At 66.5% G+C, this 26,831-nt stretch carries 27 protein-coding genes and 3 tRNA genes; 16 read left to right on the forward strand and 14 right to left on the reverse strand.

All coding sequences use genetic code 11. The annotated features are described in order from the left end of the window. Positions 1-114: 114 nt before the first annotated feature. Genes JIM94_RS08260 through JIM94_RS08270 form a run of 3 tightly spaced genes read left to right on the forward strand, consistent with a single transcriptional unit; the run spans position 115 to position 3,290 of the window. On the forward strand, positions 115-1,971 hold the full coding sequence (locus tag JIM94_RS08260) for a DUF294 nucleotidyltransferase-like domain-containing protein (protein WP_200251817.1): 1,857 nt from the start codon (positions 115-117) through the stop codon (positions 1,969-1,971). Beyond that, positions 1,971-2,636: an exonuclease domain-containing protein gene (locus tag JIM94_RS08265; RefSeq protein ID WP_200251820.1), complete on the forward strand. Its 666-nt coding sequence runs from the start codon at positions 1,971-1,973 to the stop codon at positions 2,634-2,636. The genes JIM94_RS08260 and JIM94_RS08265 overlap by 1 nt, the downstream gene beginning before the upstream one ends. Positions 2,637-2,690: 54 nt before the next feature. Continuing rightward, positions 2,691-3,290, forward strand: a complete 600-nt coding sequence (locus tag JIM94_RS08270) for a hypothetical protein (protein WP_200251821.1) — start codon at positions 2,691-2,693, stop codon at positions 3,288-3,290. 74 nt (positions 3,291-3,364) lie between these two features. Here the strand turns inward: JIM94_RS08270 and JIM94_RS08275 are convergent, their stop codons facing one another. The 6 genes from JIM94_RS08275 to JIM94_RS08300 all read right to left on the reverse strand — a co-directional run bounded on the left by JIM94_RS08275 (position 3,365) and on the right by JIM94_RS08300 (position 8,652). After that, a complete protein-coding gene (locus tag JIM94_RS08275; protein ID WP_248703005.1) occupies positions 3,365-3,979 on the reverse strand; it encodes a response regulator in 615 nt (204 codons plus the stop codon). Beyond that, complete coding sequence (locus JIM94_RS11410) at positions 3,976-5,058, reverse strand: histidine kinase (protein WP_200251826.1); 1,083 nt, start codon at positions 5,056-5,058, stop codon at positions 3,976-3,978. Before JIM94_RS11410 ends, JIM94_RS08275 begins: the two co-directional genes overlap by 4 nt. Then, positions 5,055-5,816 (reverse strand): ABC transporter permease, encoded by a 762-nt coding sequence (locus JIM94_RS08285; protein WP_200251829.1) that lies wholly within the window; start codon positions 5,814-5,816, stop codon positions 5,055-5,057. Before JIM94_RS08285 ends, JIM94_RS11410 begins: the two co-directional genes overlap by 4 nt. 13 nt (positions 5,817-5,829) lie before the next feature. Beyond that, the gene (locus JIM94_RS08290; RefSeq protein ID WP_200251831.1) at positions 5,830-6,780 is read right to left on the reverse strand and encodes an ABC transporter ATP-binding protein; all 951 of its coding nucleotides are present in this window, start codon (positions 6,778-6,780) and stop codon (positions 5,830-5,832) included. A 95-nt stretch (positions 6,781-6,875) separates the two neighbouring features. Beyond that, on the reverse strand, positions 6,876-7,490 hold the full coding sequence (locus JIM94_RS08295) for a response regulator transcription factor (RefSeq protein WP_200251833.1): 615 nt from the start codon (positions 7,488-7,490) through the stop codon (positions 6,876-6,878). Positions 7,491-7,572: 82 nt separating this feature from the next. After that, positions 7,573-8,652: a sensor histidine kinase gene (locus JIM94_RS08300; protein WP_200251836.1), complete on the reverse strand. Its 1,080-nt coding sequence runs from the start codon at positions 8,650-8,652 to the stop codon at positions 7,573-7,575. 148 nt (positions 8,653-8,800) lie between these two features. On the opposite strand from JIM94_RS08300, the gene JIM94_RS08305 reads away from it, so the two are divergent. From JIM94_RS08305 to JIM94_RS08315, 3 genes are all read left to right on the forward strand, one after another. Continuing rightward, positions 8,801-9,598 carry a fumarylacetoacetate hydrolase family protein gene (locus JIM94_RS08305; protein WP_200251839.1) on the forward strand — a complete coding sequence of 266 codons (798 nt, stop codon included), beginning with the start codon at positions 8,801-8,803 and terminating at the stop codon, positions 9,596-9,598. A gap of 71 nt (positions 9,599-9,669) precedes the next feature. Further along, positions 9,670-10,074, forward strand: coding sequence for a hypothetical protein (locus JIM94_RS08310; RefSeq protein WP_200251842.1), 405 nt, complete (start codon positions 9,670-9,672; stop codon positions 10,072-10,074). Positions 10,075-10,087: 13 nt separating this feature from the next. Continuing rightward, on the forward strand, positions 10,088-10,684 hold the full coding sequence (locus JIM94_RS08315) for a class I SAM-dependent methyltransferase (protein ID WP_200251845.1): 597 nt from the start codon (positions 10,088-10,090) through the stop codon (positions 10,682-10,684). On the opposite strand, the gene JIM94_RS08320 is transcribed toward JIM94_RS08315, so the two are convergent. Continuing rightward, a complete protein-coding gene (locus JIM94_RS08320; RefSeq protein WP_200251851.1) occupies positions 10,677-11,798 on the reverse strand; it encodes an isochorismate synthase in 1,122 nt (373 codons plus the stop codon). The genes JIM94_RS08315 and JIM94_RS08320 overlap by 8 nt on opposite strands. Before the next feature lie 53 nt (positions 11,799-11,851). Between JIM94_RS08320 and gltX the strand changes: the two genes are divergently transcribed. The 5 genes from gltX (at position 11,852) to JIM94_RS08345 (ending at position 15,934) form a co-directional block, all read left to right on the forward strand. Beyond that, positions 11,852-13,336, forward strand: coding sequence for a glutamate--tRNA ligase (gene gltX / locus JIM94_RS08325; RefSeq protein WP_200251855.1), 1,485 nt, complete (start codon positions 11,852-11,854; stop codon positions 13,334-13,336). Between the two features lie 158 nt (positions 13,337-13,494). Next, positions 13,495-13,566, forward strand: a tRNA-Gln gene (locus tag JIM94_RS08330). A gap of 26 nt (positions 13,567-13,592) precedes the next feature. Beyond that, positions 13,593-13,665 (forward strand) — tRNA-Glu (locus tag JIM94_RS08335). A gap of 767 nt (positions 13,666-14,432) precedes the next feature. Next, entirely contained in the window at positions 14,433-15,230 is a 798-nt protein-coding gene (locus JIM94_RS08340) for a histidine phosphatase family protein (protein WP_200251858.1), read from the forward strand. A 158-nt stretch (positions 15,231-15,388) separates the two neighbouring features. Further along, on the forward strand, positions 15,389-15,934 hold the full coding sequence (locus JIM94_RS08345) for a VanZ family protein (RefSeq protein ID WP_200251865.1): 546 nt from the start codon (positions 15,389-15,391) through the stop codon (positions 15,932-15,934). Between the two features lie 16 nt (positions 15,935-15,950). Here JIM94_RS08345 and JIM94_RS08350 read toward each other — a convergent pair whose 3' ends face one another. The 4 genes from JIM94_RS08350 to JIM94_RS08365 all read right to left on the reverse strand — a co-directional run bounded on the left by JIM94_RS08350 (position 15,951) and on the right by JIM94_RS08365 (position 19,084). Beyond that, on the reverse strand, positions 15,951-16,484 hold the full coding sequence (locus JIM94_RS08350; protein WP_200251874.1) for an ABC transporter permease family protein: 534 nt from the start codon (positions 16,482-16,484) through the stop codon (positions 15,951-15,953). A gap of 82 nt (positions 16,485-16,566) precedes the next feature. After that, on the reverse strand, positions 16,567-17,331 hold the full coding sequence (locus tag JIM94_RS08355) for an ABC transporter permease (RefSeq protein ID WP_200251878.1): 765 nt from the start codon (positions 17,329-17,331) through the stop codon (positions 16,567-16,569). After that, positions 17,328-18,080 carry an ABC transporter permease gene (locus JIM94_RS08360; protein WP_200251895.1) on the reverse strand — a complete coding sequence of 251 codons (753 nt, stop codon included), beginning with the start codon at positions 18,078-18,080 and terminating at the stop codon, positions 17,328-17,330. Before JIM94_RS08360 ends, JIM94_RS08355 begins: the two co-directional genes overlap by 4 nt. Further along, entirely contained in the window at positions 18,077-19,084 is a 1,008-nt protein-coding gene (locus JIM94_RS08365; RefSeq protein ID WP_200251907.1) for an ATP-binding cassette domain-containing protein, read from the reverse strand. The genes JIM94_RS08360 and JIM94_RS08365 overlap by 4 nt, the downstream gene beginning before the upstream one ends. Positions 19,085-19,297: 213 nt before the next feature. On the opposite strand from JIM94_RS08365, the gene JIM94_RS08370 reads away from it, so the two are divergent. After that, positions 19,298-19,370 (forward strand) — tRNA-Glu (locus JIM94_RS08370). A gap of 56 nt (positions 19,371-19,426) precedes the next feature. Here JIM94_RS08370 and JIM94_RS08375 read toward each other — a convergent pair. Then, the gene (locus tag JIM94_RS08375; protein ID WP_200251910.1) at positions 19,427-20,149 is read right to left on the reverse strand and encodes an IclR family transcriptional regulator; all 723 of its coding nucleotides are present in this window, start codon (positions 20,147-20,149) and stop codon (positions 19,427-19,429) included. A 101-nt stretch (positions 20,150-20,250) separates the two neighbouring features. Here JIM94_RS08375 and leuC point away from each other — a divergent pair, with 101 nt between their 5' ends. Both leuC and leuD read left to right on the forward strand, forming a co-directional pair. After that, positions 20,251-21,735 (forward strand): 3-isopropylmalate dehydratase large subunit, encoded by a 1,485-nt coding sequence (leuC, locus tag JIM94_RS08380; RefSeq protein WP_200251913.1) that lies wholly within the window; start codon positions 20,251-20,253, stop codon positions 21,733-21,735. A gap of 22 nt (positions 21,736-21,757) precedes the next feature. Continuing rightward, complete coding sequence (gene leuD, locus JIM94_RS08385; RefSeq protein WP_200251929.1) at positions 21,758-22,351, forward strand: 3-isopropylmalate dehydratase small subunit; 594 nt, start codon at positions 21,758-21,760, stop codon at positions 22,349-22,351. A 57-nt stretch (positions 22,352-22,408) separates the two neighbouring features. Here the strand turns inward: leuD and JIM94_RS08390 are convergent, their stop codons facing one another. After that, the gene (locus JIM94_RS08390; RefSeq protein ID WP_200251933.1) at positions 22,409-23,410 is read right to left on the reverse strand and encodes an NUDIX hydrolase; all 1,002 of its coding nucleotides are present in this window, start codon (positions 23,408-23,410) and stop codon (positions 22,409-22,411) included. A gap of 255 nt (positions 23,411-23,665) precedes the next feature. On the opposite strand from JIM94_RS08390, the gene JIM94_RS08395 reads away from it, so the two are divergent. Together JIM94_RS08395 and JIM94_RS08400 are read left to right on the forward strand one after the other, a co-directional pair. After that, complete coding sequence (locus JIM94_RS08395) at positions 23,666-24,664, forward strand: NAD(P)H-dependent glycerol-3-phosphate dehydrogenase (RefSeq protein WP_200251936.1); 999 nt, start codon at positions 23,666-23,668, stop codon at positions 24,662-24,664. Between the two features lie 34 nt (positions 24,665-24,698). After that, entirely contained in the window at positions 24,699-25,844 is a 1,146-nt protein-coding gene (locus JIM94_RS08400; protein ID WP_248703006.1) for a D-alanine--D-alanine ligase family protein, read from the forward strand. Here the strand turns inward: JIM94_RS08400 and JIM94_RS08405 are convergent. After that, positions 25,837-26,817, reverse strand: a complete 981-nt coding sequence (locus JIM94_RS08405; protein WP_200251942.1) for a hypothetical protein — start codon at positions 26,815-26,817, stop codon at positions 25,837-25,839. The genes JIM94_RS08400 and JIM94_RS08405 overlap by 8 nt on opposite strands. Positions 26,818-26,831 lie beyond the last annotated feature (14 nt).

Here is a 26,831-nt window from a genome sequence, read left to right on the forward strand (position 1 = left end):
CGGTGAACGGTGACTGACGGGATCGTCGCACGGGACAACCGGAGACCGCCGGAACATGTCCCATCTCACAGAAAAGTGAACTCTGTGTCCGTGGTCACCGGATACACTTGCTTCATGTCTGTTGAACTCGATGAGGTCCGGGATTTTCTCGCCACCACCGATCCTTTCGCGCAGTTGCCGGAGGACGCACTGGATGATCTGCCGGCGCGGATGGACATGCGGTATGTCCGTCGTGGGGAGACGATCGTGGGGACGGGGGACACCAACGACACCCTCCACGTGATCCGCTCGGGCGCGGTGGACATCACGGACTCGGACGGGATTCTCCTGGATCGGCGTGGGGCGGGTCGTACCTTCGGCTATTCGACGCTCGTGGGCGACAGCGCCGCATCCCGCTACGACATGATCGCCGTCGAGGACACGCTGCTCCTGGTCCTGCCCCGAACGGCGTTCGCGGAGCTCGCGGAGCAGCACCCGCAGGTCCAGCGCTACTACTCGGGGCAGTCCGCACGCATCGCCGCAGCCGCGTCATCGTTGCGTCAGGAGTCCGCCTCCGATGTTCTGAGAACCCTCGTGGAGGATTTCATGGTGACCGGGCCGGTGTCGGTGGAGGATGGGGTCTCCATCAGGGAAGCGGCCCGGACGATGGAGGACAACCGTGTCTCCTCTCTCCTCATCACCCGGGGCGGAGACCTCGCCGGAATCGTCACCGACCGGGACATGCGGGGCGGAATCGCCACCGGCACCGATCTGGACGGGCCGATCACCGCCGTCATGACCGCCGGCCCGAAGACGGCGACCTCGGACATGCCGGCGTTCGAGGCGATGCTCCGCATGGCGGAACGCCGCGTCCACCATCTTCCGGTCGTCGACGCCGGACGCCTCGTCGGGCTGGTCAGTTCCTCGGACATCATGCGGTTACTGCGCCATGACCCGATCTATCTCACGGCTGACCTGTCCAGGAGGAACACGCCGGAGGAGTTGGGTGAGGTCTATGACAACGCCCACGATGTCGCCGTCCGGTTCATCGAACGTGGGGCGAGTTCGGAGGAGGTCACGGGGTTGCTCACCGTCGCCGCCGACGGTCTCGCCCGACGGCTGCTCCAGCTCGGCGAGGAGAAGTTCGGCGAGCCGCCCGTCCCGTACGCCTTCGTCGTCGTCGGTTCGCAGGGGCGGCGCGGCATGGGGCTGGCGAGTGACCAGGACAACGCGATGGTGCTCGACGACTCCTACGATGAGGCGGAGCACGGACGGTACTTCGCGGACCTCGCCACCTACGTGTGTGAGGGCCTGGCCGCCGCCGGACAGGTGCTCTGCCCGGGCAACATGATGGCGATGAACCCGGACTGGCGGATGACCGTCTCCACCTGGATCTCCACGTTCCACAACTGGATCACCGCACCCGAACCGGATGCGCTGCTCCACGCGCAGACGTTCTTCGATTTCCGGGCGATCCACGGCGAGGAGAGCCTCGCTGAACAGGTCCACGACTTCGCCGTCCAACAGGCGAAGGGTGCACAGCGGATGCACGCGCACCTCGGCGCGCTCGCCGCCCGCCGCGAACCACCGCTCGGGCTCTTCCGGGGTCTGGTGGTGGACCGCTCCGGGGAGTACGCCAACACCCTCGACGTGAAGAAGGGCGGTACCGCCGCGATCGTCCAGATGGCCCGGTTGTTCGCGCTCGCCAGCGGAATCGACGCCGTGGGTACCCGTCCACGCCTCAAGCTCGCCGCCGGGCAGGGGGCGGTGTCCACGGGCGGTGCCGAGGAACTCATCGACGCCTTCGACTTCCTCAACACCATCGCCCTCAAGCAACAGGCGGAGCAGGTGCGGCGGGGCGAGGAACCGAACTACCACATCAACCCGAAGTCGCTGGGCAAGCTCGATTCCGAGCACCTGCGCGACGCGTTCCAGATCATCAAGAACATGCAGAACGCCCTGGCCACGAAATACCCGGTCAGGAGCATCTGATGTTCGGCCTGGACAAACGCTCCCGCACGGTACGCGCCGCGACCGGGCCACTCGCGGAGTTCTACCGGAGCAGTTTCCCGGTTCCCTCCGACAAGTTGGACACTCTTCCGCTGCTCGCCGTCGACGTGGAGACCACCGGACTGACCCCGGGAAAGGACCGGCTGCTGTCCATCGGTTGGGTTCCGGTCAACGGCAGGTCCATCGACCTCGCCGGAGCCGGACATGTCGTGCTCCGCAGCGGCGAGGGGGACGATTCGGTGGGGAAGTCCGCCACCGTCCACGGTCTGACGGACGACGCCGTCGCCGCAGGTGAGGACCCGGCGGTGGCGGTGGAGCGGCTGCTGGACGCACTCGCGGGGCGGGCCATGCTCGTCCACTACGCGCACATGGAGCAGGGATTCCTCGGGTACGCGTGCAGGCAGCTGTTCGGTGCCGACCTGATGGTCCCGATCGTCGACACCTTCGCCGTCGAACGCCGCCACATGGAACGCATGGGCACCTATCCACGGGGTGAGGATCTGCGCCTGCCCCGGGTACGCGGGCGCTACGGCCTGCCGTTCTACCGCAGTCACAACGCACTCACCGACGCACTGGCGTGCGCAGAGCTGTATCTGGCGCTCGCGGCGAACGCCCGGGGCGACACGATGAAGACGATGCAGCCGTGAGCGCAGATGTAAGATTGTGACAAACCGACGTCATTGGGGTTGAAAATCTTCGCTATGAAAATTGATGATATTACGGCGGTTTCGGTTTCTTTCTTGGCTCTAGTGCAGATTGCTATATCTTTAGCTTTTTGGATGCATGGCCGTAGGATTGAAAAGAGGAGATTGACCATTGATTTACATCGCGATTACTGGAGTATTGAGAACTATCTCAAAATAATTGCGCCCGGATGGAAGGTGCAGATGCAGTGGAACCATCTCCCTGTCGCGGTTCGGGAAATATATCGTTCTACTGTGTTGGATGGTTGGAAAAGGCTATCCGACGAGGACTATTTTTCAGCGTATTGTGGTGATCCACAGGTCTCTGTGGATTATGGGGAGTGGCACTTTCGGACTCCCTCCGGCGGGGAGTTTTTGACTGAGCATCAGGCTTTAACACTCCTCCTGTATAAATGGTCGCAATTGGCGGTTTTTCACGAGAATGGAATGTTGGAAAACGCGCTATTTGAAGTTCTTTTCAAAGATGCGTATTCCTATAAGCGTGCTTTTTTCTCTGAGCTTGCATTGGAAATGCGGGGGCGTGTCGATGATTCCCCCACTCCTCCACAGTTTATAGGGAGAATTAAATATCTGGATCGTGTCTTTGGATATAGATAGCTGCCTACGGGGTGCTATTCTCTGTGAATATTCTGAAATTCCACTACAGGTATTTGCAGATGTAGTATCCCTTCCTAGATCCACCCCAGGTCCCGCGCGGTGACGGCGGCCTCCATCCGGTTGGCGGTGTGGGTCTTGGTTATCGCGCGGCTCAGGTGGTTGCGCACCGTCCCCTGGGTCAGGTGCACGCTTGCGGCGATGTCGGCCACCGTCGCCCCGGTGAGCGCCAGCCGGAGAAGCTCTGCCTCACGGTCGGTCAACGGGCTGCGCCCGGCGGCGAGGGAGTCCCGGGCGAGTGCGGGGTCGATCACGGTGAGCCCGGCGTGGATGCGGCGGATCGCCTCGGCGAGTTCCTCCGCCGGGGAGTCCTTCACCATGAAGCCGCTGGCCCCGGAGTCCATCGCGCGCCGCAGGTACCCGGCGCGCCCGAAGGTGGTGAGCATCAGCACGCGCGGTGGATCATCCAGCGCGCGGATCTTCCGGGTCGCGGTGATCCCGTCCGTCACGGGCATTTCTATGTCGAGAAGGCACACGTCGGGCCGGTGTCCGGCGGTGAGATCGACGGCGGTGGCGCCGTCGCCGCAGTCGGCGATGACGTCGATGTCGCGTTCGAGGTTGAGCAGGGCCACGAGTGCTCCCCGGACGAGCGCCTGGTCTTCGGCGATGAGGACGCGGATGCTGTCTGTCACGGCCATGTCACCTCCACCGTCGTCCCCGAGTTCTCCCCGCTGTCCACGGTGAATGTCCCGCCGGATGATTCGACGCGGCTCCGCATCGAGCGCAGCCCGTTGCCGCCCTGCTCCGTGTGGGCCCGGAACCCGGTGCCGTCGTCGGCGACCACGAGCCTGCGTGGGGTGACGGTGATCCGGCAGGTCCGTGCCCGGGAGTGGCGGACGACGTTCGTTGTGGCCTCCCGGACGATCCAGGCCATCGGTTTCTCCACGTCCTCGTCGACCGGCGGGTCCGCGGGCAGGTCGGCCCGGATACCGGCGGCCCCGAGAATGTCCGCGGCACAGGACAGCTCGAACTCCAGCGACGACTCCCGCAGTCCCGCCACGACACTGCGGAGTTCGTTCAGCGCCCGCCGGGTCAACTCACGGGATTCCGCGATCTCGTCGCGCGCATCTTCCGGTGCCGCGTCAATGAGACGCTCGGCGAGCTGGAGTTTGACGGTGACGGCGGTCAGCGTCTGCCCGACGGTGTCGTGCATGTCCCGGGCGAGGCGCTCCCGCTCCGTGAGGATCGCGATCTTGTTCTGCGTCTCGGCCTCCCGCAGACCGAGGTACCGGTAGTGCTGGGTGAGGATCATCGCCCAGCCGAGGATGACGATCCCTATGGACATCGGCACCGGGTTCTCCATCCCAGCCAGGAGGAACACCACGACGGACCCACCGATCAGGGGTGCACTCACCAGGATCGGCAGGGCGATCCCGGCCCACGCGACCGGGTAGTAGAGCATGCCGACCGCGGTGTGTCCGATGAGGAGGCAGTTGAGCACCGTGAGCCCGAGCAGACCGGCCAGACCCATGAGCGAACAGCGCCGGGTCATCGGGGACGCCCGCTTCGTCAGGAGGAACCCGTACAGGGCGACGTAGAGACCACCGAACACGAGGACGGTGGTCACGGACGCCACCCGCACCCACACCGGGTGATTCCCTGTGAGAGCCTCCCCGACGGCCGGGGCGAGGAACACCAGCCAGAGGGCGGTGGTCAGCGCCGCCGGGACGGAGATCCGGTCCCGCCCGCCGGTCACGGTCCGGGGGCTCACCTGCGCAGTCCCCTCCGGTGGCCGAGCCACGCGAGCGCGACGAAGATGAGCGTCCATGCCCCCATGTTAAGGATGAGCTGCCACAGCGGGAACAGCTGGTCGTCCGCCCCGCCGCCGGTGCCGGGACTCAGATGCCAGATCACCGAGCGGGTGAGCATGCCCGGGCCGAACATCGGGGTGAAGCGCGCGATGTCCAGCAGCACGCCCTCGAGCGGAAGAAAGAGGTTGCCCGTGAACGCGATGAGCATCATGATCAGACCCATGTAGCGGGTGACCGTGGACCCGGAGAACCAGAGCCCCATCATGAGGCCGAAGAGACCGAAGATCACGGCGCCGACGAGGCAGCAGGCGCCGACCGCGAGCCACATGCCGACCGGGGCCTCGGCGCCCCGCAGCGGGGAGACCGCCGCGATCGCGAGGATCGGCACGACGGACACCACCAGCGTGATGAGCAGCTTCACGGCCACGTAGCGGTTCATCCCGAGGCGGGTGAGTGCGATGGTCCGCAGCCAGTTCGTGTCCCGTTCCGCCGTGATCGTCGCGCCCTCGTTCGCGGCGACGGTCGCGGTGCCGTAGAGCGCGATGGACATGGCGACGATGAAGTGCAGGTTGGCGACCGGCCCGGCCGGGACGTTCCACTGTCCGGTGTCGAAGGTGACGCCCAGGTACACCGCCACGGGGAGGAACACCGCGGCGAGCATGACGGAGACGTCGGTGAGGGTGGAGCGGAGGAGACGGTTGAGGAAGGTCGTTGTCATGGTCGGCTGCCTTTCAGTGTGTGCTGTGCGTGTCGACGCCCGGAGCCGTCGGATGCGCCGTGGGTTCGGCGGTGAGCTCGAGGAAGACCTGTTCGAGGGACGGCTGGTGGATGATCAGGTCCCGGGCGTCCGGGATCCGGAGGAGCCGGCGGGCGAGTTCATCGGAGTGGCCGGGTGTGACGGTGATGCGGTCGCCGTCCACCCGGGCGTCCAGACCGGTGCACGCGCGGGCCGTGTCCTCCGGGGGCACACCCGCGATCGTCACCGTCCGTGCCCGGGTACCCAGGAGGTCGCGCACCGATCCGTCGGAGATGATCGCCCCGTGTGCCATCACCACGATCCGTTCGGCGTGTTCCTCCGCCTCGGCGAGGTAGTGCGTGGCGAAGATGATGGTCCGTCCGGCGTCCGCGTCCCGGGAGATGGCGGCCCAGAACTCGCGCCGGGCACCGGCGTCCATGCCCGTGGTCGGCTCGTCGAGGATGATCAGGTCGGGATCCGCGATCAGGGAGACCGCGAACTTGATGCGCTGCTGTTCCCCGCCCGAGCAGTTCTTCACCCGGCGCTTCATCAGCCCGGTGATCCCCGCCCGTTCGGCGACCTCGTCGACGCGCCCCGTCTCCACGCCCTGGGCGGCGGCGATGAGCAGCAGGGTCCTCTGCACCGTCAGGTAGGGATTGAGCCCGCCCGACTGGGGGACGCAGGCGATCCGCCCGCTGCCGATGACCGCGGACGGCTGCTGTCCGAACACCCGGATGGATCCGCTCCCGGGCGTGGAGAACCCGCAGATCATGTCGATGAGGGTCGTCTTGCCCGCGCCGTTGGGGCCGAGCAGGGCGACGATCTCGCCGGCGTTGATCTCCAGGGTGACGTCGTCGACGGCCCGGACCGTGCGGTCGCCCGATCCGAAGGCCCTCGTCACTCCGGAGACCGAGATGACTGGTGTGGTGGGGTCTGTGCTTCTCATGGTCCCAGTGTCGTCCGCGCGCCGGGTGTCCCGGATCCCGGAAATGTCACCACCCGGAGGTGACAGATGTCATGGCCCGTTGATCGGGTGCGGAACTAGATCCAGCCGTGTTCGCGGGCGGTGACGGCGGCTTCTGTCCGGGTGACGGCGTGGGTTTTCGCCATCGCGTGACTGATGTGGTTGCGCACGGTACCGGGGGAGAGACCCAGACGCCCGGCGATTCCCGCGATGGTGTCTCCGGTCAGGCTCAGTCGGAGGACGTCGCACTCGCGTGCGGTCAGGGGACTGGTTCCGGAGGACAGTGACTCCCGGGCGAGCACGGGGTCGATCGCCCGGAGCCCCCGGTGGACCCGGCGGACCGCCTCCGCGAGTTCGCCCGCGGGTGCCGTCTTCACGGTGAACCCGGAGGCACCGGCGTCGAGAGCCCGCTTCAGGTACCCGATCCGCCCGAAGGTGGTGACGATGAGTACCTTCGGCGGGTTCGGGAGCGCACGGATCGCCTGCGTCGCGGTGAGTCCGTCCATGCCGGGCATCTCGATGTCGAGCAGGCACACGTGGGGTTCCAGACGTCGCGCGGCGTCAACGGTTTCGGCGCCGTCCGCGCATTCGGCGACGACCTCGATGTCGGCCTGCAGGGACAGCAGCGCGGCGACCGCGCCCCGGACGAGTGCCTGATCGTCGGCGATGATGATCCGTATCCGCCCGGTCATGACCACCGTGCCTCGACGCGGGTTCCGGTTGGTTCGGTTGCGGTGATCCGCAGTGTCCCACCGGACTGCCGGAAACGTTTCGTCATCGACGCTGTCCCGGTGCCGGGGGCATCCGTCGCGCCGGGCCCCGCCCGTCGTCCGTGACGATGATCCGGTCCGACTCAACCCGGATCCGGCATTCATCCGCACCGGAATGCCGGACCACGTTGGTCACGGCCTCCCGCACGACCCACCCCATCACGGGGCTCAACGACTCCGGGACCAGCTCCACACCGCGCCGAGGGATCACCGGGGTGATTCCGGCGGCGGTGAGGATGTCTTCCGCGTGATCGAGTTCCCGGGCGAGACCGGAATCGTGGAGATCACCGATGAGCGCCCGCAGCTCCGTCAGTGCGCGGCGGACGAGTTCCTCCGATTCATCCATCTCCCTGCGGGCACGAGCGCCGAGGTCATCCGCACTCTCTCCATTCGAGGACGCGGAATCGAAGAGCTGCCCGGCGACCTGCAGTTTCACCACCGCGGCGGTCAGTGTCTGTCCCACCGTGTCGTGGATGTCGAGCGCCAATCTGGAGCGCTCGGAGGTCACCGCTCCCGCGATCTCCAGGCTTCCCCGGCGCTGCCTTCCCGTGAACACCCGGATGGCCCCGATGATGAGGATGAGCGGTGCACCGGGGTAGAGAAAGATAATCCCTATCCCGACGGCCGTCAACAATTGGGCGACGATCTCGAGAACGACGAAGAGGGCCCAGCCAGGCAACCAGACACGCCACGGACAGGAACAGACGAGCCAGAGCGCGGAGAGGAAGAATCCCGCCGCCGACGAATCCGGGTTCAGCGGCAGCATCAGTCCGGCGATGGCCGCCAGTCCTCCCGTGCCCCACACCCGCCGGCGGAGTGTGAGACGGCGTTCGCCACGGTGGAACAGCCAGAGGAACAACCCGCCGTAAGCAACCAGGAGCGCGATGACGCAGGGATGGAGGATCCAGGGACTGAGCGTGTACGGGCGATATTCCGGACCGTAGACGACGCCCGGTATGAGCGTCAGCAGTGCCGGCGCGGCGGTGATCGCGTTCGATCGGGCACGTTCATCTGTTGTCGTCACGGGGGTGGCCTCCGGTGAGTGGGGGACAGTCTGGGTGGCGCACGGATCCGTATCGTTCATGCACCCACTAAACGGTAGGTCGCACCGTACGGACACTGTCATATGTCACGGGTGCGGTGATCCGTTGTCGCGGGCCCGGGGAACCGTGGACAGCACGGGTGCGGCCCCGATATCTCCCCCCGTTGTCCGTAAGGCTAGAATCGTCCGCATGCGTTTTGGACGAATTGCCACCCCTGATGGTCTGTGCTTCGCGGTCGTGGAGGGCGACGGCGATGCAACGGTGTGCCGCGAGATCGAGGGCACCCCATTCACCGAGCCCTCCTTTACCGGCCGCCAGTGGCCCCTGAAGGAGGTCCGTCTGCTGGCACCCTCGCTCCCGTCGAAGGTCGTGGCCATCGGCCGCAACTACGCCGACCACGTCGCCGAGGTGTTCAAGAAGTCCGCGGAATCGCTGCCGCCGACCCTGTTCATCAAGCCGAACACCGCCGTCATCGGCCCGGGTGCCCCCATCCGTATCCCCGAGTTCGCCACCAACGTCGAGTTCGAGGGTGAGCTGGCTCTCGTCGTCGGCAAGCCCTGCAAGAACATCAGTGCGGACGACTGGAAGTCCGTGATCCGCGGATTCACCATCGTCAATGACGTGTCCTCCCGTGACCTCCAGTTCGCCGACGGCCAGTGGGCCCGCGCCAAGGGCATCGACACCTTCTGCCCGCTCGGCCCCTGGATGGAGACGGACCTCGACTCCATCGACACCACCAACCTGCCGATCAAGGCGCACCTCACCCGTGACGGGTCGACGGAGACCAAGCAGGACTCCAACTCCAACCAGATGATCATGAACATCGGTGAGATCATCGAGTTCATCACCGCGTCCATCACGCTGCTGCCCGGCGACGTGATCTGCACGGGTTCCCCGGCCGGTACCGCACCGATGGAACCGGGCGACTTCATCGAGATCGAGATACCCGGTATCGGGCGGCTCGGGAACCCCGTCGAACGGGCCTGATCCACCGTCCTCCCGGCCCCGCCTCCGCATGAAGGGGCGGGGTCTTCCCGTCCCCGTTACTCTTGACGTTCATGACTGAAACTCAACGTCGATTCTTCCCGGTTCTCCGTCTGTCGGGCTGGCAGGCGCTCGTGATCAGCCTCACCCCGATCTTCTGGTACGCCGGAGCATTCGGTCCCTTCTTCAGCCCCGATCACGCGCCGTCGTTCTCCGGGCTGCATCTTGTGTTTCTGGTGCTGGCGGTCGTGTCGGCGGTGTTCTCCGGGATCTGCGTCGAGATGCACTTCCCGCACCGCGGTATGCGGACACCCGTCCTGGTCACCCTCGTGATGCTGGCGCTCACCGCAGTGACCTGGTCCGGGTTCATCGACGACGCCCTGAGCCGTTTCATCGTCAACGTCGTCGACGCCGCGGTGGCGATCGCGGTGTACGTCCCCGTCGTGCAGCGGCGCAAGCGGCTGCCCGCGACAAACTGAGAAGGATCCACGAATGGCCGACCACCCCAACGCCAACTCGGGGGAGGAACACCTCTACACCGGTCGGGCCCGCCGCTGGAGCGGACGCCCGAACTACGCCCTGACCCATCTCGCCGCCGGACTACGCCCGGGGACGGCCCTCGACGTCGGCTGCGGGGAGGGCGCGGACTGCGTCTGGCTCGCCGAGCACGGGTGGCGGGTCACCGGTGTCGACGTCGTGCCCACCGCCACCCGTCGTGCCGCAGGAGCCGCGGCGGCCGCGGGAGTCGAGGTGGAGGTGATCACCGGTGGCATGCGGGCGGTGACCGGTCGGGTGTTCGACCTGGTGACCTGCTTCTACGTGCCGCTGCGGCGCGGTACCGACGACCTCGACGATCTCCTCGCGCTCGTCGCGCCCGAGGGGACGCTCATCGTCGTACACCACACCGACGCCTCGAAACAGGCGGCCCGGTTGGGTGTCGATGTGTCGGATCTGCTCCGTCCTCCGGAGATCGTGCAGCTGCTGTCGGACTGCTGTTTCACGGTGGAGGAATCCGGCACCGTCCCCGGTGGCGGGGCACACGCCGACAATCCCGATCAGGTGCTCAGGGCGCGTCGGACGCTCAACTGATCCCGAGGGCCCGGAGGACGGTCCGCAGTTTCGCGGTGGTCTCCTCGAGTTCCGCCCGCGGATTGGAGTCACCGACGATGCCCCCGCCGGCCCACGCGCGAGCCGTCGCCCCGTCGGCGGAGACCTCCGCGCACCGGATCGCGACCATGTACTCGCCGTCGCCGGTGGAGTCGCACCACCCGACGGCACCGGCATAGAATCCGCGGTCCGCCTCCGCGGACTCGATGACTGCGCGCGCCGCCTCCTCCGGTGTGCCGCAGATCGCGGGTGTCGGATGCACCGACAGGGCGAGTTCCAGAGCGGTCGTGCGCGCGTCCCTCAGCTCACCCGTGATCGGTGTCGCCAGGTGCCACATCTCGTTCGTGCGTGTCAGCTCCGGGTGTGCGGGCACCGAGAGTGAGGAACACAGCGGGGTCAGTGCGGCGGTGATCGCGTCCACCACGAAACGGTGTTCCTCGAGATCCTTCCTCGACGACCGCAGCTGCTGCCCGGCGAGACTGTCCCGGTCACGGTCGGGGACCCGCGCCGCCGAACCGGCCAACGGGTAGGCGCTCACCGTGGATCCGTGTCTGCGGATGAGCACCTCCGGTGACGAACCGACGAGCATCCGACCGGTGAACCGGCCTCCCGCCGGAGTCAGATCGGCGATGAATCCGTCCCGGTTCGCGGAGTGGTCGATGAGCCTCGCCGCCACCAGGAGAGGATCGACCGGGGGATCGAAGGCGATGTCGACCGCCCTGGCCAGAACGACCTTCTCCAAGGGGGTGCGGGCGATGGTGCGTACCGCAGCCGACACCCGGGACAGGTGCGTCTTCTCGTCCGGGTCGACGCCGATGAGTCGGGCGTTCAGTTCGCTGCCCGGGCCGAAACGGTAGTGGGAGTGCGGTTCCAGTGGGGAATCCGAACGGATGGCCGATTTCGGGACGGTGAGCGCGCACGGCGCCTCGGGGTCGAAGGGGAGCGCACCGACGATTATGTCGTGGCGGCCTGCGCGGAGCGCGGAGACCGCATCCCACGGATCATCGAAGATGTCGCGGCTGCCCTGGGTGCGAACCGAACCGTGCGCCCGGGAGAGCAGGAAGTCTGGGGCGGTCACCGGGCGGGAAGTGGGCATGGGGCAACAGTCTACCGGGGAGCTGTGGCGGCTCTGGACTACCATGGGGAACCATGTCTGATGTACGCGTTCGCTTCTGCCCATCGCCCACCGGGACCCCGCACGTCGGTATGGTCCGCACCGCCCTGTTCAACTGGGCGCACGCCCGGCACACGGGCGGAAAACTGATCTTCCGCATCGAGGACACCGATGCCGCCCGCGACTCCGAGGAGTCGTACCAGGCGATCATCGACTCCCTCGAATGGCTCGGACTCGGCTGGGATGAGGGCGTTGTCGTCGGCGGTCCCCACGAGCCCTACCGGCAGAGCCGACGGATGGACATCTACCTCGACGTGCTGGAGAAGCTGAAGGAGGCCGGTGAGATCTACCCGGCGTACTCCACCGCCGAGGAGGTCGAGGAGCGTCACCGTGCGGCGGGCCGCGACCCGAAGCTCGGCTACGACAACTACGACCGGGACCTCACCGAGGAGCAGATCGCCGCGTTCGAGGCCGAGGGACGCAAGCCCGTCTGGCGGCTGCGGATGCCCGATCGGGACTGGTCCTGGAACGACCTCGTGCGCGGTGAAATCGAGTTCAAGGGATCGACCCAGCCCGACTTCGTCGTCGCCCGCTCCAACGGAGCGCCCCTCTACACGCTGGTCAACCCCGTCGACGACGCGCTCATGGGCATCACCCACGTCCTGCGCGGTGAGGACCTGCTGCCCTCGACCCCGCGTCAGCTCGCGCTCTACGCCGCGCTCGAGCGCATCGGTGTGGCCGAACGGACGCCCGAGTTCGGCCACCTGCCCTTCGTGATGGGGGAGGGCAACAAGAAGCTGTCCAAGCGGGACCCGCAGTCCAACCTCTTCAACCACCGGGACGCGGGCATCATCCCCGAGGGGATGCTCAACTACCTGGCGCTGCTCGGCTGGTCACTGTCCAAGGACCGCGACATCTTCGGTGTCGACGACCTCATCGCAAACTTCGACGTCACCGACGTCCTCGCCAACCCGGCCCGCTTCGACCAGAAGAAGCTGGAGGCCATCAACGCCGACCACATCCGTCTGCTCGACCCGGAGGACTTCCGGGACCGGCTGCGCAACTACCTGGAGGAGTACAAGGGTTTCCCGGCCGACTACCCGGCGGACAAGTTCGCCTTCGCCGCCGAGCAGGTGCAGACCCGTATCAAGACCCTGGGTGACGCCTGGGATCTGCTCGAATTCCTCGTGGTCTCCGACGATGAGCTTGAGCTGGACGAGAAGGCCGCACGGAAGAACCTCAAGGACGACGCGGTCGCACCGCTCGACGCCGCGATCGGTGCCCTCGACGCCGTCGGGGACTGGACGACCCCGGCCATCGAGGAGACACTCCAGAAGGCCCTGATCGAGGAGCTCGAACTCAAGCCCCGCAAGGCGTTCACGCCGCTGCGGGTCGCGGTGTCGGGCCGCCAGGTCTCCCCGCCGTTGTTCGAGTCCATGGAGCTCCTCGGGAGGGACTCCACCCTGGCACGTCTGCGTGCCGCCCGTGCGATCACCCCGGTGGCACCGGCCGCACAGTAGGTTCCCGGGCACGCGGAGACAGGTGGGAGGCAGGTGGGCGACCTGCGGGAAGCGTGTTCCACCTGCTGATTTGTCCGAAATCGGAGAATGAGGTTATAGTATTCCTCGTTGCACAGCGCGGGCTGCGGTGAAAAGCCGTTCCGCTGCATGTGGGACGATGGCCTATGGTGTAATTGGCAACACAGCGGTTTCTGGTACCGTCGTTCTAGGTTCGAGTCCTGGTAGGCCAGCAGCGGATACATTCCGCGTCCTTTATGCCCCGTTCGTCTAGCGGCCTAGGACGCCGCCCTCTCACGGCGGTAGCACGGGTTCAAATCCCGTACGGGGTACAAATAAGTGGTCACGTACCACGTGTGAAACCAGGCGGGGCATCAGTGAAAGATCCACTGATGCCCCGCCTGGTTTCTGGTGTCCGTTCATTCGCGGCAGTGTCAGTCGTGCCGGGTGGGGGAGCCCGGTGTCGCGGGATGCGCGCAGGTTCTCTGTCCGGGGTTCTTTCGCGGAGCTGTCCCCGGCTTCTGGGGACGGGACGGTGGTTGCGGGCTACGGGAACGGGAGCCCTCTGTTGTGTCCCGGGGTGCTTCTTGGGGAGAGGGGGATGGTGCGGAGTCCGATGCCGTCCCGTCGGTCGTGAGAGTCCGGTTACCGGGTCGTGGAGAACTCATTGTGAATGGTGCGGCGACTTGTCGGTTGCGCACGTTCTCCGGGGTGGTCGTGGCCCGGTGCGGTGTGCCGGTGCTGGCTGGGGGGTGTGTTCCCCGTGGCCGCGGTCGTCCGCCGTGAGAGAGGCACCCTACGGCTGGGTCGGGTCTGGTTCATTCCTGTGATGGCCCCCTCCGAAAGTATGAGTGATGCATCTCTCTTTTAGTCGTTCACTTAATGGTGTTCAGGTTCGTCCGCGGATTTCGTTTCGTTTTATAGTCACTGCTTGACGCCTATTTTCGGGCCCCATGGCCGACTTTTCTCCGCTCACCGGTCTCTTCCGGTCCGCTGCTTCACGGCAGGGTGGACGTGTGTGGCGTGCTGACCCCTGTGCTTTAGCCAAGGGGATAGGCTAGGCTAAATGAGCATTCACTAAATCAAGGAGCAGTAAAACATGAAGATTTCCAAAATTCGTCGTCTCACCCTGATCACCGCCGCGAGCGTCATGGTCGCCGCCGGTTCACTGTCGGGCTGTAGCTCCGACAAGGTTGAAGAGAAGGCGTCGGAGGCGACCTCCGCCGCTGAGTCCGCAGTGGATGAGGCGAAGGAGTCCACCAAGGAGTCCACGAAGGAATCGTCCACCACGGCCAGTGCAGCGGCCGAGAGTGATGATGACTCCGACGATGAGGCGAAGTTCGAGAACGTCGTGTCCGCCGAGGAGATCGTCGAGGACCTGAAGGGTGGTGGCTACGTCGTGTTCATCCGTCACGGCCACACCGCCAAGGACTACGCCGATCAGGCCGACCCCAACATGAAGCTCGATGACTGCTCGACCCAGCGTCAGCTCGATGACCTGGGCAAGAAGCAGGCCAAGGAGATCGGCGAGGCCTTCAAGAAGCTCGAGATCCCGGTCGGCGAGGTCGTCTCCAGTGAGTACTGCCGCGCGTACAATACCGCGGACCTGGCGTTCGGGCGCTACGAGAAGACCGCGAAGCTGAACTTCCAGCCCGCTGAGGAGTACACGGCTGAGCAGATCGAGACGATGAAGAACAACATCACGCCGTTCCTCGCCACCATGCCTGCTGAAGGCATGAACAATGTGGTCGTCGGTCATGATGACGTCTTCGACGCCGCCACCGGTATCTACCCGGAGCCGCAGGGCACCGCGTACATCGTCAAGCCCGAGGGCGGTGACAGCTTCGAGGTCCTGACCCGGATCCCCGCTGACGAGTGGTCCTCACTCACCAACTGATAGCGATCACCTGCCCCGGGCAGGAGTGCTCCAGTTCCGGCTGAAGGACCGGTGCGCCAATCCGTCACGGAATGGCGCACCGGTCCTTTGCCGTGTGGTGAGTATGGTACATCTGGTGGCATCTTCCCCGAATGTGAGCGGGTGTCGGAGGTGGCGGAATGGACGGTGCAGGATTCGTGGGAAGAAGCGCGTGGGTCGCCTTGTTCGTCTACACCGGGGTGATGCTCACACTGACCATGCTCAAGGCGTTCTTCGTCATCGGTCACCTCTGGCGTCCGGAGAATCAACGCATCCGGTCCCTGGAACTCGTGCCCTTCGCGGAGGCGTTCCGGGGATCGAGCTGGTTCGCGCCGTTGTTCGACGGGATCGGTAACGTCGCGTTCTTCGTTCCTTTCGGCGTGCTGCTGTACATCGTCGTCGGATCGGAGTCGAACCCGCTTCGCAGGGTGACCCTCGTGGGTGCGGCGGTGAGCCTGGGCATCGAGATGCTGCAGTACGTTTTCGCCCTCGGGCACTCCGACGTCACCGACATCCTGTTCAACACGCTGGGTGCGTTTCTCGGCGCAGGGTTCGCCCGGCTCTGCGGACCGAGGTTCCACAGATGGTGGGTCGGCCTGTCGTTCCTCCTCGGAGCCGTGTTCCTCGTGCTCGTGGGGCTCGGGGACCGCCTCGGCGACCCGGAGAAGATCGTCGAACTACGCTGATCCGGCAAGTCTGACGCTACGCTGAGGTATCCCGCGACCTGCCCGAAAAGGTTGCCCGGATGCCGGCGCAGAACGCCAGTGAGACACTGGCGCCGGCGCCGAGGAACAGGGCACCGACCCCCGACTGGCCCGTGGTGTCGGTCGCGGCCGCGATGCAGAACGCGGTGACGAGCCCTGCGGTCACCCCGATCGCGGCGCTGAACCCGCCGAGCTTCCGCCACGCGGACAACCGGGCAACCAGGAACCAGAAGACACCGACCGTGAGGGCGCAGGCCGCGATCTGCCAGGAGGGGAAGTTGGTCGGCGGCGGGAACCCGGGGGCCGTGATTCCTCCGTGGTCGTCCGCCGACCAGCTCAACCAGCCGACGGCCGCCAGAACGCCGAAGACGAACCCGATGAGCCCGGTCAGCCACAGCCCCGGTCCGGACGTGGAACGGTCATTGGGGAACCGCCGGGCGAGGACCGCGAGAATCGTGACCCACACGGCCGACGGGACGGCCGCGAAGATGAACGTGATCCAGAGGAAATGTTCGAAGGGGTAGGTCAACATGGTGCCGAGGCTACCGGCACGGCCAGCCGGGGGAACACGGTGCCACCACGTTCAGGGGGTGGCGGTGGTTGAGCGGCAGCTGTCAGGTACTCCGTTTCGAGGCTCTCAGTGCCCCCCACGCGAAGACGACCAGCAGTCCACCGAACCAGAGGAGGCTGAACACCAGTGAGTCCCCGGTACCGGTTCCGTCATTCAGGCCGGTCGCCGTCCGGACGGCGTGGCTGACCGGCGAGTTCACGGCGAGGGGGCGGACCGCCGTCACGAATCTGTCCGCCGGCATGAGTCCCTCGTTGAAGAACTGCATGATCATCACCAGAGGGGCCGCGACCATCGCCGATTCGGGGGTGCTGAACGCGGAGCCGATGAGAATGGACAGTGCCCCTGCGGTGAGTGCGGCGAGCACGATGAACGACGCCAGCCAGAGACCGGCGGCGACGGTGTGGATCCGCAGTCCACAGGGGATCGCCACCGCGACGACGAGTATCCCGCCGGCGATCATCCGGGCCGTGGTGAAGAGCAGGGTTCCGGTGACGTAGGCACCTGTCCCGGCCGGTGTGGTGGCGAATCTGGCTGCCATCCCGAGGCGTTTCTCGCGGATCATCTCCGCTGCGGCCGGGATCGCGATCATGAATTCCACGGCGAAGATCATCATGACCGTCAACGGCAGGAGGTCGAGTTCACCGTCCGGATGGACGGCGCGGATGAGATCACCGAACATGGCCCGGGTGATCAGCGTCATGAAGATCGGTACACCGAGGGTGTTGACGATGGCGGAGGAGTTGCGCCGCCAGTCGAGGAGGAGCCTGCGGGCGTGTGTGAGGGCGGGGGAGATGATGGTCGTGGTCATGTGCGCTCCCTGGAGAATGCGGCCGAGAAACCGGCGATGGCGGCGACCGTGAGTGCGATCAGCCAGGCCGCGGCCTCGATGGCCGTACCCCGGTCGAACCCGGACCCGGTCATGAGTGCGCGGACGGTGTCGAGGATCGGGGACAACGGCATGTGGGTGATGACGGGCCGGACGGTGGAGGACATCGCCTCGGCGGGGATGAATGCCGTGGAGAACAGAATGAAGGGCATGACCAGGGACTGGATCAGCAACGCCGTGGACGTCGGTTTCCGGCCGAGCAGGCTCAGGCCGCAGAACCCGGCGCAGAAGGTCAGCGACAGCAGCAGGAATATCAGGGCCACCGCACCGAACCGCCATATTCCGTCGTGGACGCGGGTGCCGAGGAGAACCCCGATGACGGTGACGACACCACCGGAGATGAGGATCCGGGTGATATCGGCGAGGAGCCGGCCCGCGACGATCCGGCCCGGGCTGACGGACAGTGTCGCGAGACGTGAATGGATGCCGTTCTCCCGGTCGAGTGCCACATCGAGTGCCGAGCCCCCGGCCGCGAACACGATGACCTGCATCATCGCGGCAGGATAGAGGAAGGTGGCGTAATCGACGCCGAAAATGGCCGTCGCGTCGGAGAAGACGCTGTAGAAGCAGGTGAGGAAGATGCCCGGGACGAACAGCGCCGAGATCAACGCCGCGCGATTCCGGAGGAACCGCACGGTACCCCGGTTCCACAATGCCGTGAGCGTGTTCACCGGCGTCCCCCGTCGCTATCGGAGGCGGGATCCCCGTCCGCACGCGCGAGCGCGAAGTACACGTCATCGAGCGAGGGGGGTGTCATACCGACGTCGGTGATGCTGAGCCCCGCCCGGTCGATCGCCTGGAGGAGGGGGTTCAGCTCGGTGAATCCCCCACGGACGAGCAGCTCCACGACACCGCCGTCGCGGACGGCGAGATCGTCGTCCCGGGTGGTGTACCCGTGATCCGCGAGAAGTTCCCCTGCGGTGGTGGCCGAGGCATGGTCCTGGAAGGTGACGGAGCACCGGTACCGTCCGTACTCCGATTTCAGGTTCCGGGGTGTGTCCACCGCTATGATCCGACCGTCCCGGAGGACGGCGACACGGTCCGCCAGGCGATCCGCCTCCTCGAGATACTGGGTCGTCAGGAGTATGGATGTCCCGTGGTTGCGCAGATCGAGGATCTGTGACCACAGGGCCTCCCTGGATTCCGGATCGAGTCCGGTCGACGGCTCGTCGAGGAACAGCAGTGCCGGTGGAACGACGAGTGAGACGGCGATGTCCAACCTGCGGCGCATGCCCCCGGAGTAGTCGGACAGGCGTTTGTCCGCTGCGTCACGGAGATTGAACTCGTCGAGCAACTCCACCGCACGGTCCCGTGCGGCACGTCCGGACAGTCCGGCGAGACGGCCGAAGAAGACGAGGTTCTCCATGCCCGTCAGATCATTGTCGACCGCGGCGAACTGGCCCGTGAGTGAGATGGAACTCCGGACGCCCGCGGCATCGGTGGCCAGATCACGGCCGGCGACGGTCACGGACCCGGAGGTGAAGGGGATCAGTGTGCTCAGGACGTTGATGAGGGTCGTCTTGCCGGCACCGTTGGCGCCGAGAACGGCGAGGATCCCGCCGGGCGGGATCGTCAGATCGACGCCCCTGAGGACATCATTGCCACCCCGTCGGCAGTGGAGGTCCCGGACATCGAGGATGCTCGGAGGGACGGGGATGTGACCTGGGGGAGCCATGTGCGAATCCTTCGGTTAGTTGACCCTTGTGTATCAGTGACGTCAATTTAGCATTCCGTTCTATATTGGGGCAAGGGCGGTCCGGAACCTTTTTCGTTTTCCGGCCGTCGGATATTCGGATCACGTGTTTCCCGGCGTCGTAACAGGCACTGTGAGCAGGCGATTTGTCCGTCCCGTTCCGGTCGCATAAAGTGATGCGAGTCCGCAAGGCATGCCCCGTTCGTCTAGGGGCCTAGGACGCCGCCCTCTCACGGCGGTAACACGGGTTCAAATCCCGTACGGGGTACGAGGAAAGCGCCCGAACCGTCAAGGTTCGGGCGCTTTTTCGTGCGCTGTCCCGGATCAGAGCATCGCGGACAGTTCGCGGGCGGCGCGGGCGAGCTCCACACCCCACTTCTGCCCGGGGTGGGGGCGCAGGCGCTCCGCGGGCCCGGAGACGGACAGGGCCGCCACCATGGCCGCGTCCTCGAACACCGGGGCGCTCAGTGAGGCGAGGCCCGCCTCGCGCTCGCTCACGGACTCCGCGTAACCCAGCCGCCGGACCCGCTCGAGGTCGTCGGTGGTGAACGCGGCATCGGGCAGGATCACCCCACGGAGCTGCGGGGAGGCGTAGGCCATGAAGACCCGGGCGGCGGAACCCGCGGTGAGCGACATCCGGGACCCCACCGGCACGGTGTTCTGGAGGCCGGATGGTGGTTCGAGGGAGGCGATGCAGGTGCGGGTCGTTCCGGTCAGGCGGTACAACTGGACGGATTCGCCGGTGGTCTCCATCAGGGTGCCCATCACGGGGCGTGCGGCGTCGATGAGTTTGTCGGAGGCGCCCGCGCCGAGCGTGGTCAGGGTCCGGCCGACGCACCACCGGCCGTCACCGGTGCGGGTGAGCATGTTGTGCACCTCAAGGGCGGTGGCGAGCCGGTGGGCCGTGGCCCGGGGGAGTCCGGTCGACTCGCAGAGTTCCGCCAGTGAGCGGGGTTGTTCCGCGACCGTGGAGAGGATGAGCACGGCACGGTCGAGGACCTTGATCCCGCTTCCTTCGTTCGCGTCCGGTGAGCTATACTGTCCCATATTCTGATATTAACATCCCATGTTGTGGGAAAGCGAGGGCGTTGCGTGACGCCTTCCCCTGTGAGTTCCCGCAGTTGATCCGCACACGGAGGAGTTCAACCATGACCGGCCCGAACGATGTCGCCGACACCGGTGTCGCAGCGGACGGACCCCGCACGCTCGCGGAGAAGGTCTGGTCGGACCACATCGTCGCGAAAGGTGACGGGGACGACCCGGATCTGGTCTACATCGATCTGCACCTGCTGCACGAGGTGACCTCCCCCCAGGCCTTCGACGGCCTCAGGCTCGCCGGTCGCTCCCTCCGCCGGCCGGACCTCACCCTCGCGACGGAGGACCACAACGTCCCCACCTCCGGAATCACCACCGGCGCGGTCATCGAGATCGCCGATCTCATCTCCCGTACCCAGGTGGACACCCTGCGGAGGAACTGCGCGGAGTTCGGGGTGCCCATCTACCCCATGGGCACCGAGGAACAGGGGATCGTGCACGTGGCCGGTCCTCAACTGGGGCTCACGCAGCCCGGGATGACGGTGGTCTGCGGTGACAGTCACACCGCGACCCACGGAGCGTTCGGTGCGATCGCATTCGGAATCGGAACCTCCGAGGTCGAGCACGTCATGGCGACGCAGACGCTCTCACTGAGGCCGTTCAAGACCATGGCCGTCAACGTCTCGGGGACCCTGCGGGAGGATGTCACCGCCAAGGACCTGATCCTCGCGATCATCGCGCGGATAGGTACCGGTGGTGGGCAGGGACACATCATCGAGTACCGCGGTGAAGCCATCGGGAACCTCTCGATGGAGGCACGCATGACGGTGTGCAACATGTCCATCGAGGCGGGCGCCCGGGCCGGCATGATCGCCCCCGATGACGTCACCTTCGAATACCTGAAGGGCCGCCGGCACGCGCCGACCGGTGCGGACTGGGACGCCGCCGTCGACTACTGGCGCAGCCTCCGGACCGATGACGGCGCCGAGTTCGACACCGTCGTCGAGATCGACGGTTCCGCGCTCACCCCCTACGTCACCTGGGGCACCAACCCGGGGCAGGGGCTGCCGCTCGACGGCCGTGTCCCGTCCCCGGAGGACTTCACCGACGAGACCGAACGTATCGCGGCGGAGAAGGCGTTGTCCTACATGGATCTCGTGCCCGGCACACCGCTGCGGGAGATCACCGTGGACACCGTGTTCGTCGGGTCCTGCACCAACGGCAGGATTGAGGACATCCGGGCCGTCGCCGGGGTGCTCGAGGGGCGGCGTGTCGCCGACGGCGTCCGCATGCTCGTCGTCCCCGGTTCTGCGGCGGTCCGGGCCCAGGCGGAGGCCGAGGGACTGGACGCCATCATCCGAGCGGCGGGCGCCGACTGGCGTCAGCCCGGATGTTCGATGTGCCTGGCCATGAACCCGGACAAACTGCAACCCGGCGAGCGCGCCGCATCGACCTCGAACCGGAACTTCGAGGGCAGGCAGGGCCCCGGTGGGCGCACCCATCTCGTGTCTCCGCAGGTCGCCGCGGCGACCGCCGTGTCGGGGCACCTCGCGGCACCGTCCGACCTCGGCCCCGTGTCCGCACTCGTGAGCGCCTGAGCGGCGCAGGAGGAGAGAAACCGTGGAGAAGTTCACCGAGTTCACCGGTGTCGGTGTCCCACTGAAACGGTCCAACGTCGACACCGACCAGATCCTGCCCGCCGTCTACCTGAAACGGGTCACCCGCACCGGGTTCGAGGACGCACTGTTCGAGGGCTGGCGCAGGGACCCGGAGTTCGTTCTCAACCAGGACGCGTTCCGGGACGGGTCGATCCTCGTCGCCGGCCCGGACTTCGGCACCGGCTCGTCCCGGGAACATGCCGTGTGGGCGCTTATCGACTACGGGTTCCGCGTCGTGTTCTCCTCCCGGTTCGCCGACATCTTCCGTGGTAACGCCGGTAAATCCGGTCTGCTCGCCGCCCAGATGGAACAGAGCGACATCGAGCTGCTCTGGAAACTCATGGACGCCGATCCCGGTATGGAGCTCACCGTCGACCTGTTCGGGCGAACCGTGACCGCAGGATCCCACGTCCTGCCCTTCACCGTCGACGACTACACGCGCTGGCGGCTGCTCGAGGGGCTGGATGACATCGGTCTGACCCTGCGGGACGAGCCCGCCATCAGTCGTTTCGAGGCGGCACGTCCGACCTTCCGCCCGGTGACCCGCCGGAGGTGACCACGGCGGCCACCCGGAGTCTCCCCGCCGGGGAGGAACGGGGTGGTACGGAGGAAGCTACTTCACCGGCAGCGGGCTGGCCAGATAGTCCGCTCCGGTGAGTTCACCGTCGGTGGTGAAGGTCAGTACCCACACCGACGCCTTCTTCGCCTCCGGCTCGTGCAGCGGCAACCGGCCCTCGGCGGACAACCAGGCGATGACATCGGGGATCGTCAACCCCTGGGAGACCACCACCGGGGTACCGCCGTCGGCGATGATCCCCCGGTACTTCTTCTTCGATTCCTTCATCGCGGAGGTCCAGCCCTCGTCCCCGAGCAGCACATCGGATTCGATGCCCAGTCCCAGGCGTGCCGCGAGAGGTTCGGCGGTGGCGACGCACCGGTCGGGTTTCGCCGAATAGATGCGGTCGGGACGATACGGTGCGAGCAGATCCGTCAGTGCGGTCGCCTGGCGACGGCCCTTCTTGTCCAGTGGCCGGACGTCATCGTTGCCGGACCAGGTGCGGCGGGCGAAGGCGTGTGCGTGCCGGACCAGGAGCAGTCGGGTGCCCACCGGAACCGCCAGTCGCTTCGCGGCCTTGTCCAGCACCTGCCGGTCGACGTCGTAACTGAGCAGACCACGCGCATCGGTGAACGGCAGCCAGCGGATCTCATCCACCTCGTCGTTGGCGGTGAATTCACCGCCGGTGACCTTCGCGGTGAAGTAGTACACGACCTTCGTGCGGTCCGTGACCGGGTACGTCACCCGGCCGAGGAGCTTGCCCAGGCGAACCTCGTGGCCGGTTTCCTCGAGGATCTCACGTGCCGCCGTCTGTGGAAGTGACTCACCCGGATCGACCTTGCCCTTCGCCAGTGACCAGTCGTCGTAGCGGGGCCTGTGGATGAGCGCCACCTCGACGGAGTCGGGTTCGGCGGGATCACCACGCCACAGGACGGCTCCCGCCGCGAGTGTGCAGCGGCGGAACTCGTCGGCGGGACGGGTGGGGATGGACTGGAAGCGCCCCGTGACGTTCAGCGCGTTGCTGCGGTCCTTGTCGGACTCGCTCGATCTTCTGGCCATCTGGCGCCCACTCTCCTTGGCTGGTTCGACGGGGTCTTGTCACCATCATTGTCCACCGTGGCGGGTGGGTGGGGTGAAACCGGGGGTGCGGAAACCGCGTCGGTTCCCGGCACGGGTGTGCCCGCGTCCACCGGTGGGGGTGGGAGGGGATCAGGTCACACACGTTAGAATCGGGGAAACGTCCCCGGAACAACTCCGGTGACCACCGGGTGGAGAGGGTCGCCTCACCGGACACCGACGACGAGGAGAACGATGATGGTCAGAGTCGCAGTCATGGGGGCCGGTTCCTGGGGCACCACCCTCGCCAAGGTGTTCGCGGACGCGGGCAGTGCGGTCACCCTGTGGGCCCGCCGCAGTGAGGTCGCCCGCACCATCCAGATCAGCCGGGAGAACACCGACTATCTTCCCGGTCTCGTGCTCCCGAGGGAGATCTGGGCGACTCCGGAACCGGCGAGGGCGATGCAGGACGCCGACATCGTGGTTCTCGCCGTGCCCAGCCAGACTCTCCGGGAGAACCTGTCCGAGTGGCGGGACCTGATCCCGGCGGACGCCACACTCCTGAGCCTGGCGAAGGGTATCGAGAAGGGGACGCACCTGCGGATGACGGAGGTGATCTCTGAGGTCGCCGGAGTTGACCCGAGCCGCATCGCGGTCCTCTCCGGGCCCAACCTCGCCCGCGAGATCGCCCTCGAACAACCCGCGGCGACGGTCATCGCGTGCACCGATGAAGACCGGGCACAGGCCGTTCAGGCGGCGCTCGCGGCCCCGTACTTCCGGCCGTACACCAATGATGACGTCATCGGGTGCGAGATCGGCGGCGCCTGCAAGAACGTCATCGCACTGGCCTGCGGCATGGCCACCGGCAAGGGGCTGGGGGAGAACTCGTTGGCGTCGTTGATGACCCGGGGGCTGGCGGAGATATCACGGCTCGGGGAGGCGCTCGGGGCCGACGCCCGGACCTTCGCGGGGCTCGCCGGGATCGGGGACCTCATCGCCACCTGCTCCTCACCGCTGTCCCGGAACCGGTCCTTCGGCAAGTGCCTCGGCAGGGGGGACTCCCTCGCCGACGCCGCCCGGGCGACCCACGGTCAGGTCGCTGAGGGGGTCATCTCCTCGCAGTCCGTCTGGCAGCTCGCACAGGAACACGGCGTCGAGATGCCCATCACCCAGGCCGTCGTCGGGGTGTGTCACGGCGGGATGGACGTCGACACGATGATCCGGGCTCTGATGGGGCGCTCCACGAAAGCTGAATGACACGTCGGGCGGTACGCTCGGTACGATGACGGTCGTGACTTCACCCGTTGACCCCAGTACCGTCCCCGCCGTCCCCACCGTCCCCGCCCCCGGACACCGTCTCCGCGTCGCGGTCGTCTACGGTGGCCGCAGCTCCGAGCACTCCGTGTCCTGTGTGACCGCCGGGGCGATCATGTCCCACCTCGATCCGGGACGCTACGAGATCCTGCCCGTCGGGATCACCCGTGACGGTGTGTGGACCGTCGGGGAATCAGACCCGGGCCGGCTGACCATCTCGGGGCGCACGATGCCGGAGGTGACACCGCGCGAGCGTCTCCAGCTGTCGATCGACCCGGAACACCGGGGTCGGTTCCTCATCCTGGACGGGGAGCGCGCCGGACAGATGCACGCCGAGGTCGATGTGATCCTCCCCGCGCTGCACGGGCGGTTCGGCGAGGACGGCACCATCCAGGGGATGTTCGAGCTGTCCGGTGTGCCCTACGTCGGTTGCGGTGTCCTGGCTTCCGCGTGCTGCATGGACAAGGAATACACGAAGAAACTGCTCGCCGCGTCAGGTCTCGCCGTCGCACCGGAGATCATCCTCCGGGAACACAGGGACCTCGACCCCGCCGAGCGGGACCGTCTCGGGCTGCCGGTGTTCGTGAAACCCGCACAGGGAGGGTCCTCGATCGGGGTGTCCCGGGTGACCGACTGGGCCGACTTCGCGGACGCCCTCGACACCGCCTTCTCCGAGGACGACAAGGTCATCGTCGAATCGCAGATCTCCGGTCCGGAGGTCGAGGTGGGGGTCCTCCAGTACCCGGACGGGACCCTGTTCGCCTCCGTTCCGGCGCAGCTCCAGGGAACGGATTCCGGCGACGAGGGGTTCTACGGTTTCGACACGAAGTACCTCGACGACGCCGTCACCCCGCAGATCCCTGCGCCCCTCGACGAGGCGACGACGGAGGAGATACGCCGGATGGCGATCGAGGCGTTCCGCGCCGTCAACGCCGACGGTCTCGCCCGCGTGGATTTCTTCGCCACCGCCGACGGCCCCGTCATCAACGAGGTGAACACCCTGCCCGGATTCACGCCTATCTCCATGTATCCGCAGGTACTGGCCGCGTCCGGGGTCGCCTACGGTGAACTGCTCGACATTCTCGTCGCCCGTGCACTGCGCGGAAGGACACCGCTCAGCTGACCCGTGCGGGTACGGTGACCGTCCACAGGGACCGCATCGCCGCACCCCGCCGGGTCTTCGCCTCGAACGCCTGCATCCCGAGGTGCAGCGTCCTGACACCACGACCCGGTCCGGCGCACCACGCCAGCGGCTCCCACAGTGCGAGATGCGCGTGGAGAGGACCCGTCACGGAGTCCCGCGACGGATCACGGAGACCGACCACGTCGACGGTGGCCTCGTCACCGACCCGCCGGAGCACACTGAAACCGGTGATCCGGCCACCCGGATCCGTCGCCGTGAACACCGTCGACGAATCCGCCAGGAAACGGTTCCGACGGTGCAGCAGATCGATCGCCCCGGCATCGGTGACGGAGCGTCCGTGGGCGCGTTCGACGGTGGCGAGGAGAGGCCCCAGCAGCTCCGGGGAGGGGCAGTCACCGGACGCGGCGGACGTCGCGGTGACCCGCACACGGCCCCGGCTGAAGGACGCGAGCTCCTCCCGGACGTCCGCCCTGCGCTCACGTGACTGGAGGGAGGTGGCGACGTGCGCCTCGACACCGCCCCCGGTGACCTCCACGGTGCAGTCCGCGCCGGCGAGCCGGAGACCCGAGGCACCCACGCCGAGCGCCCGGATCAACCGCCGGGAGTCGTCCCCGGTGAGGAACGGCCACGACCACCCGCCGCACGAGGACGGGAACATCTCCACCGCAGCGTCGATCAGCGCGGGCAACTGCTCCGGGGACGCACCGTCGTCGAGAAGCAACCGGGACACACGCCCCGCCCGCCCTCCGAGGACCAGTCCGGCCGGGTAGTGGGGTTCCGGTTCACCCGGGCAATGGTGCGCCACGAGGAACGCCCCGTTCCCGTCGGAGAGGTACCGTGGTTCGGACCGTGCGTCCGAATCGACGAACCGACACCAGTCTGCGCCGGAGCAGATGCCGGCGACGCGGTCGAAACCGGGGAGATCCGGAGTCCCGCCGTGGACGATGGTCATGGTGGTCCTTCCTG

It is taken from the genome of Corynebacterium pygosceleis, assembly GCF_016595275.2.
Classification (GTDB): Bacteria; Actinomycetota; Actinomycetes; order Mycobacteriales; family Mycobacteriaceae; genus Corynebacterium; species Corynebacterium pygosceleis.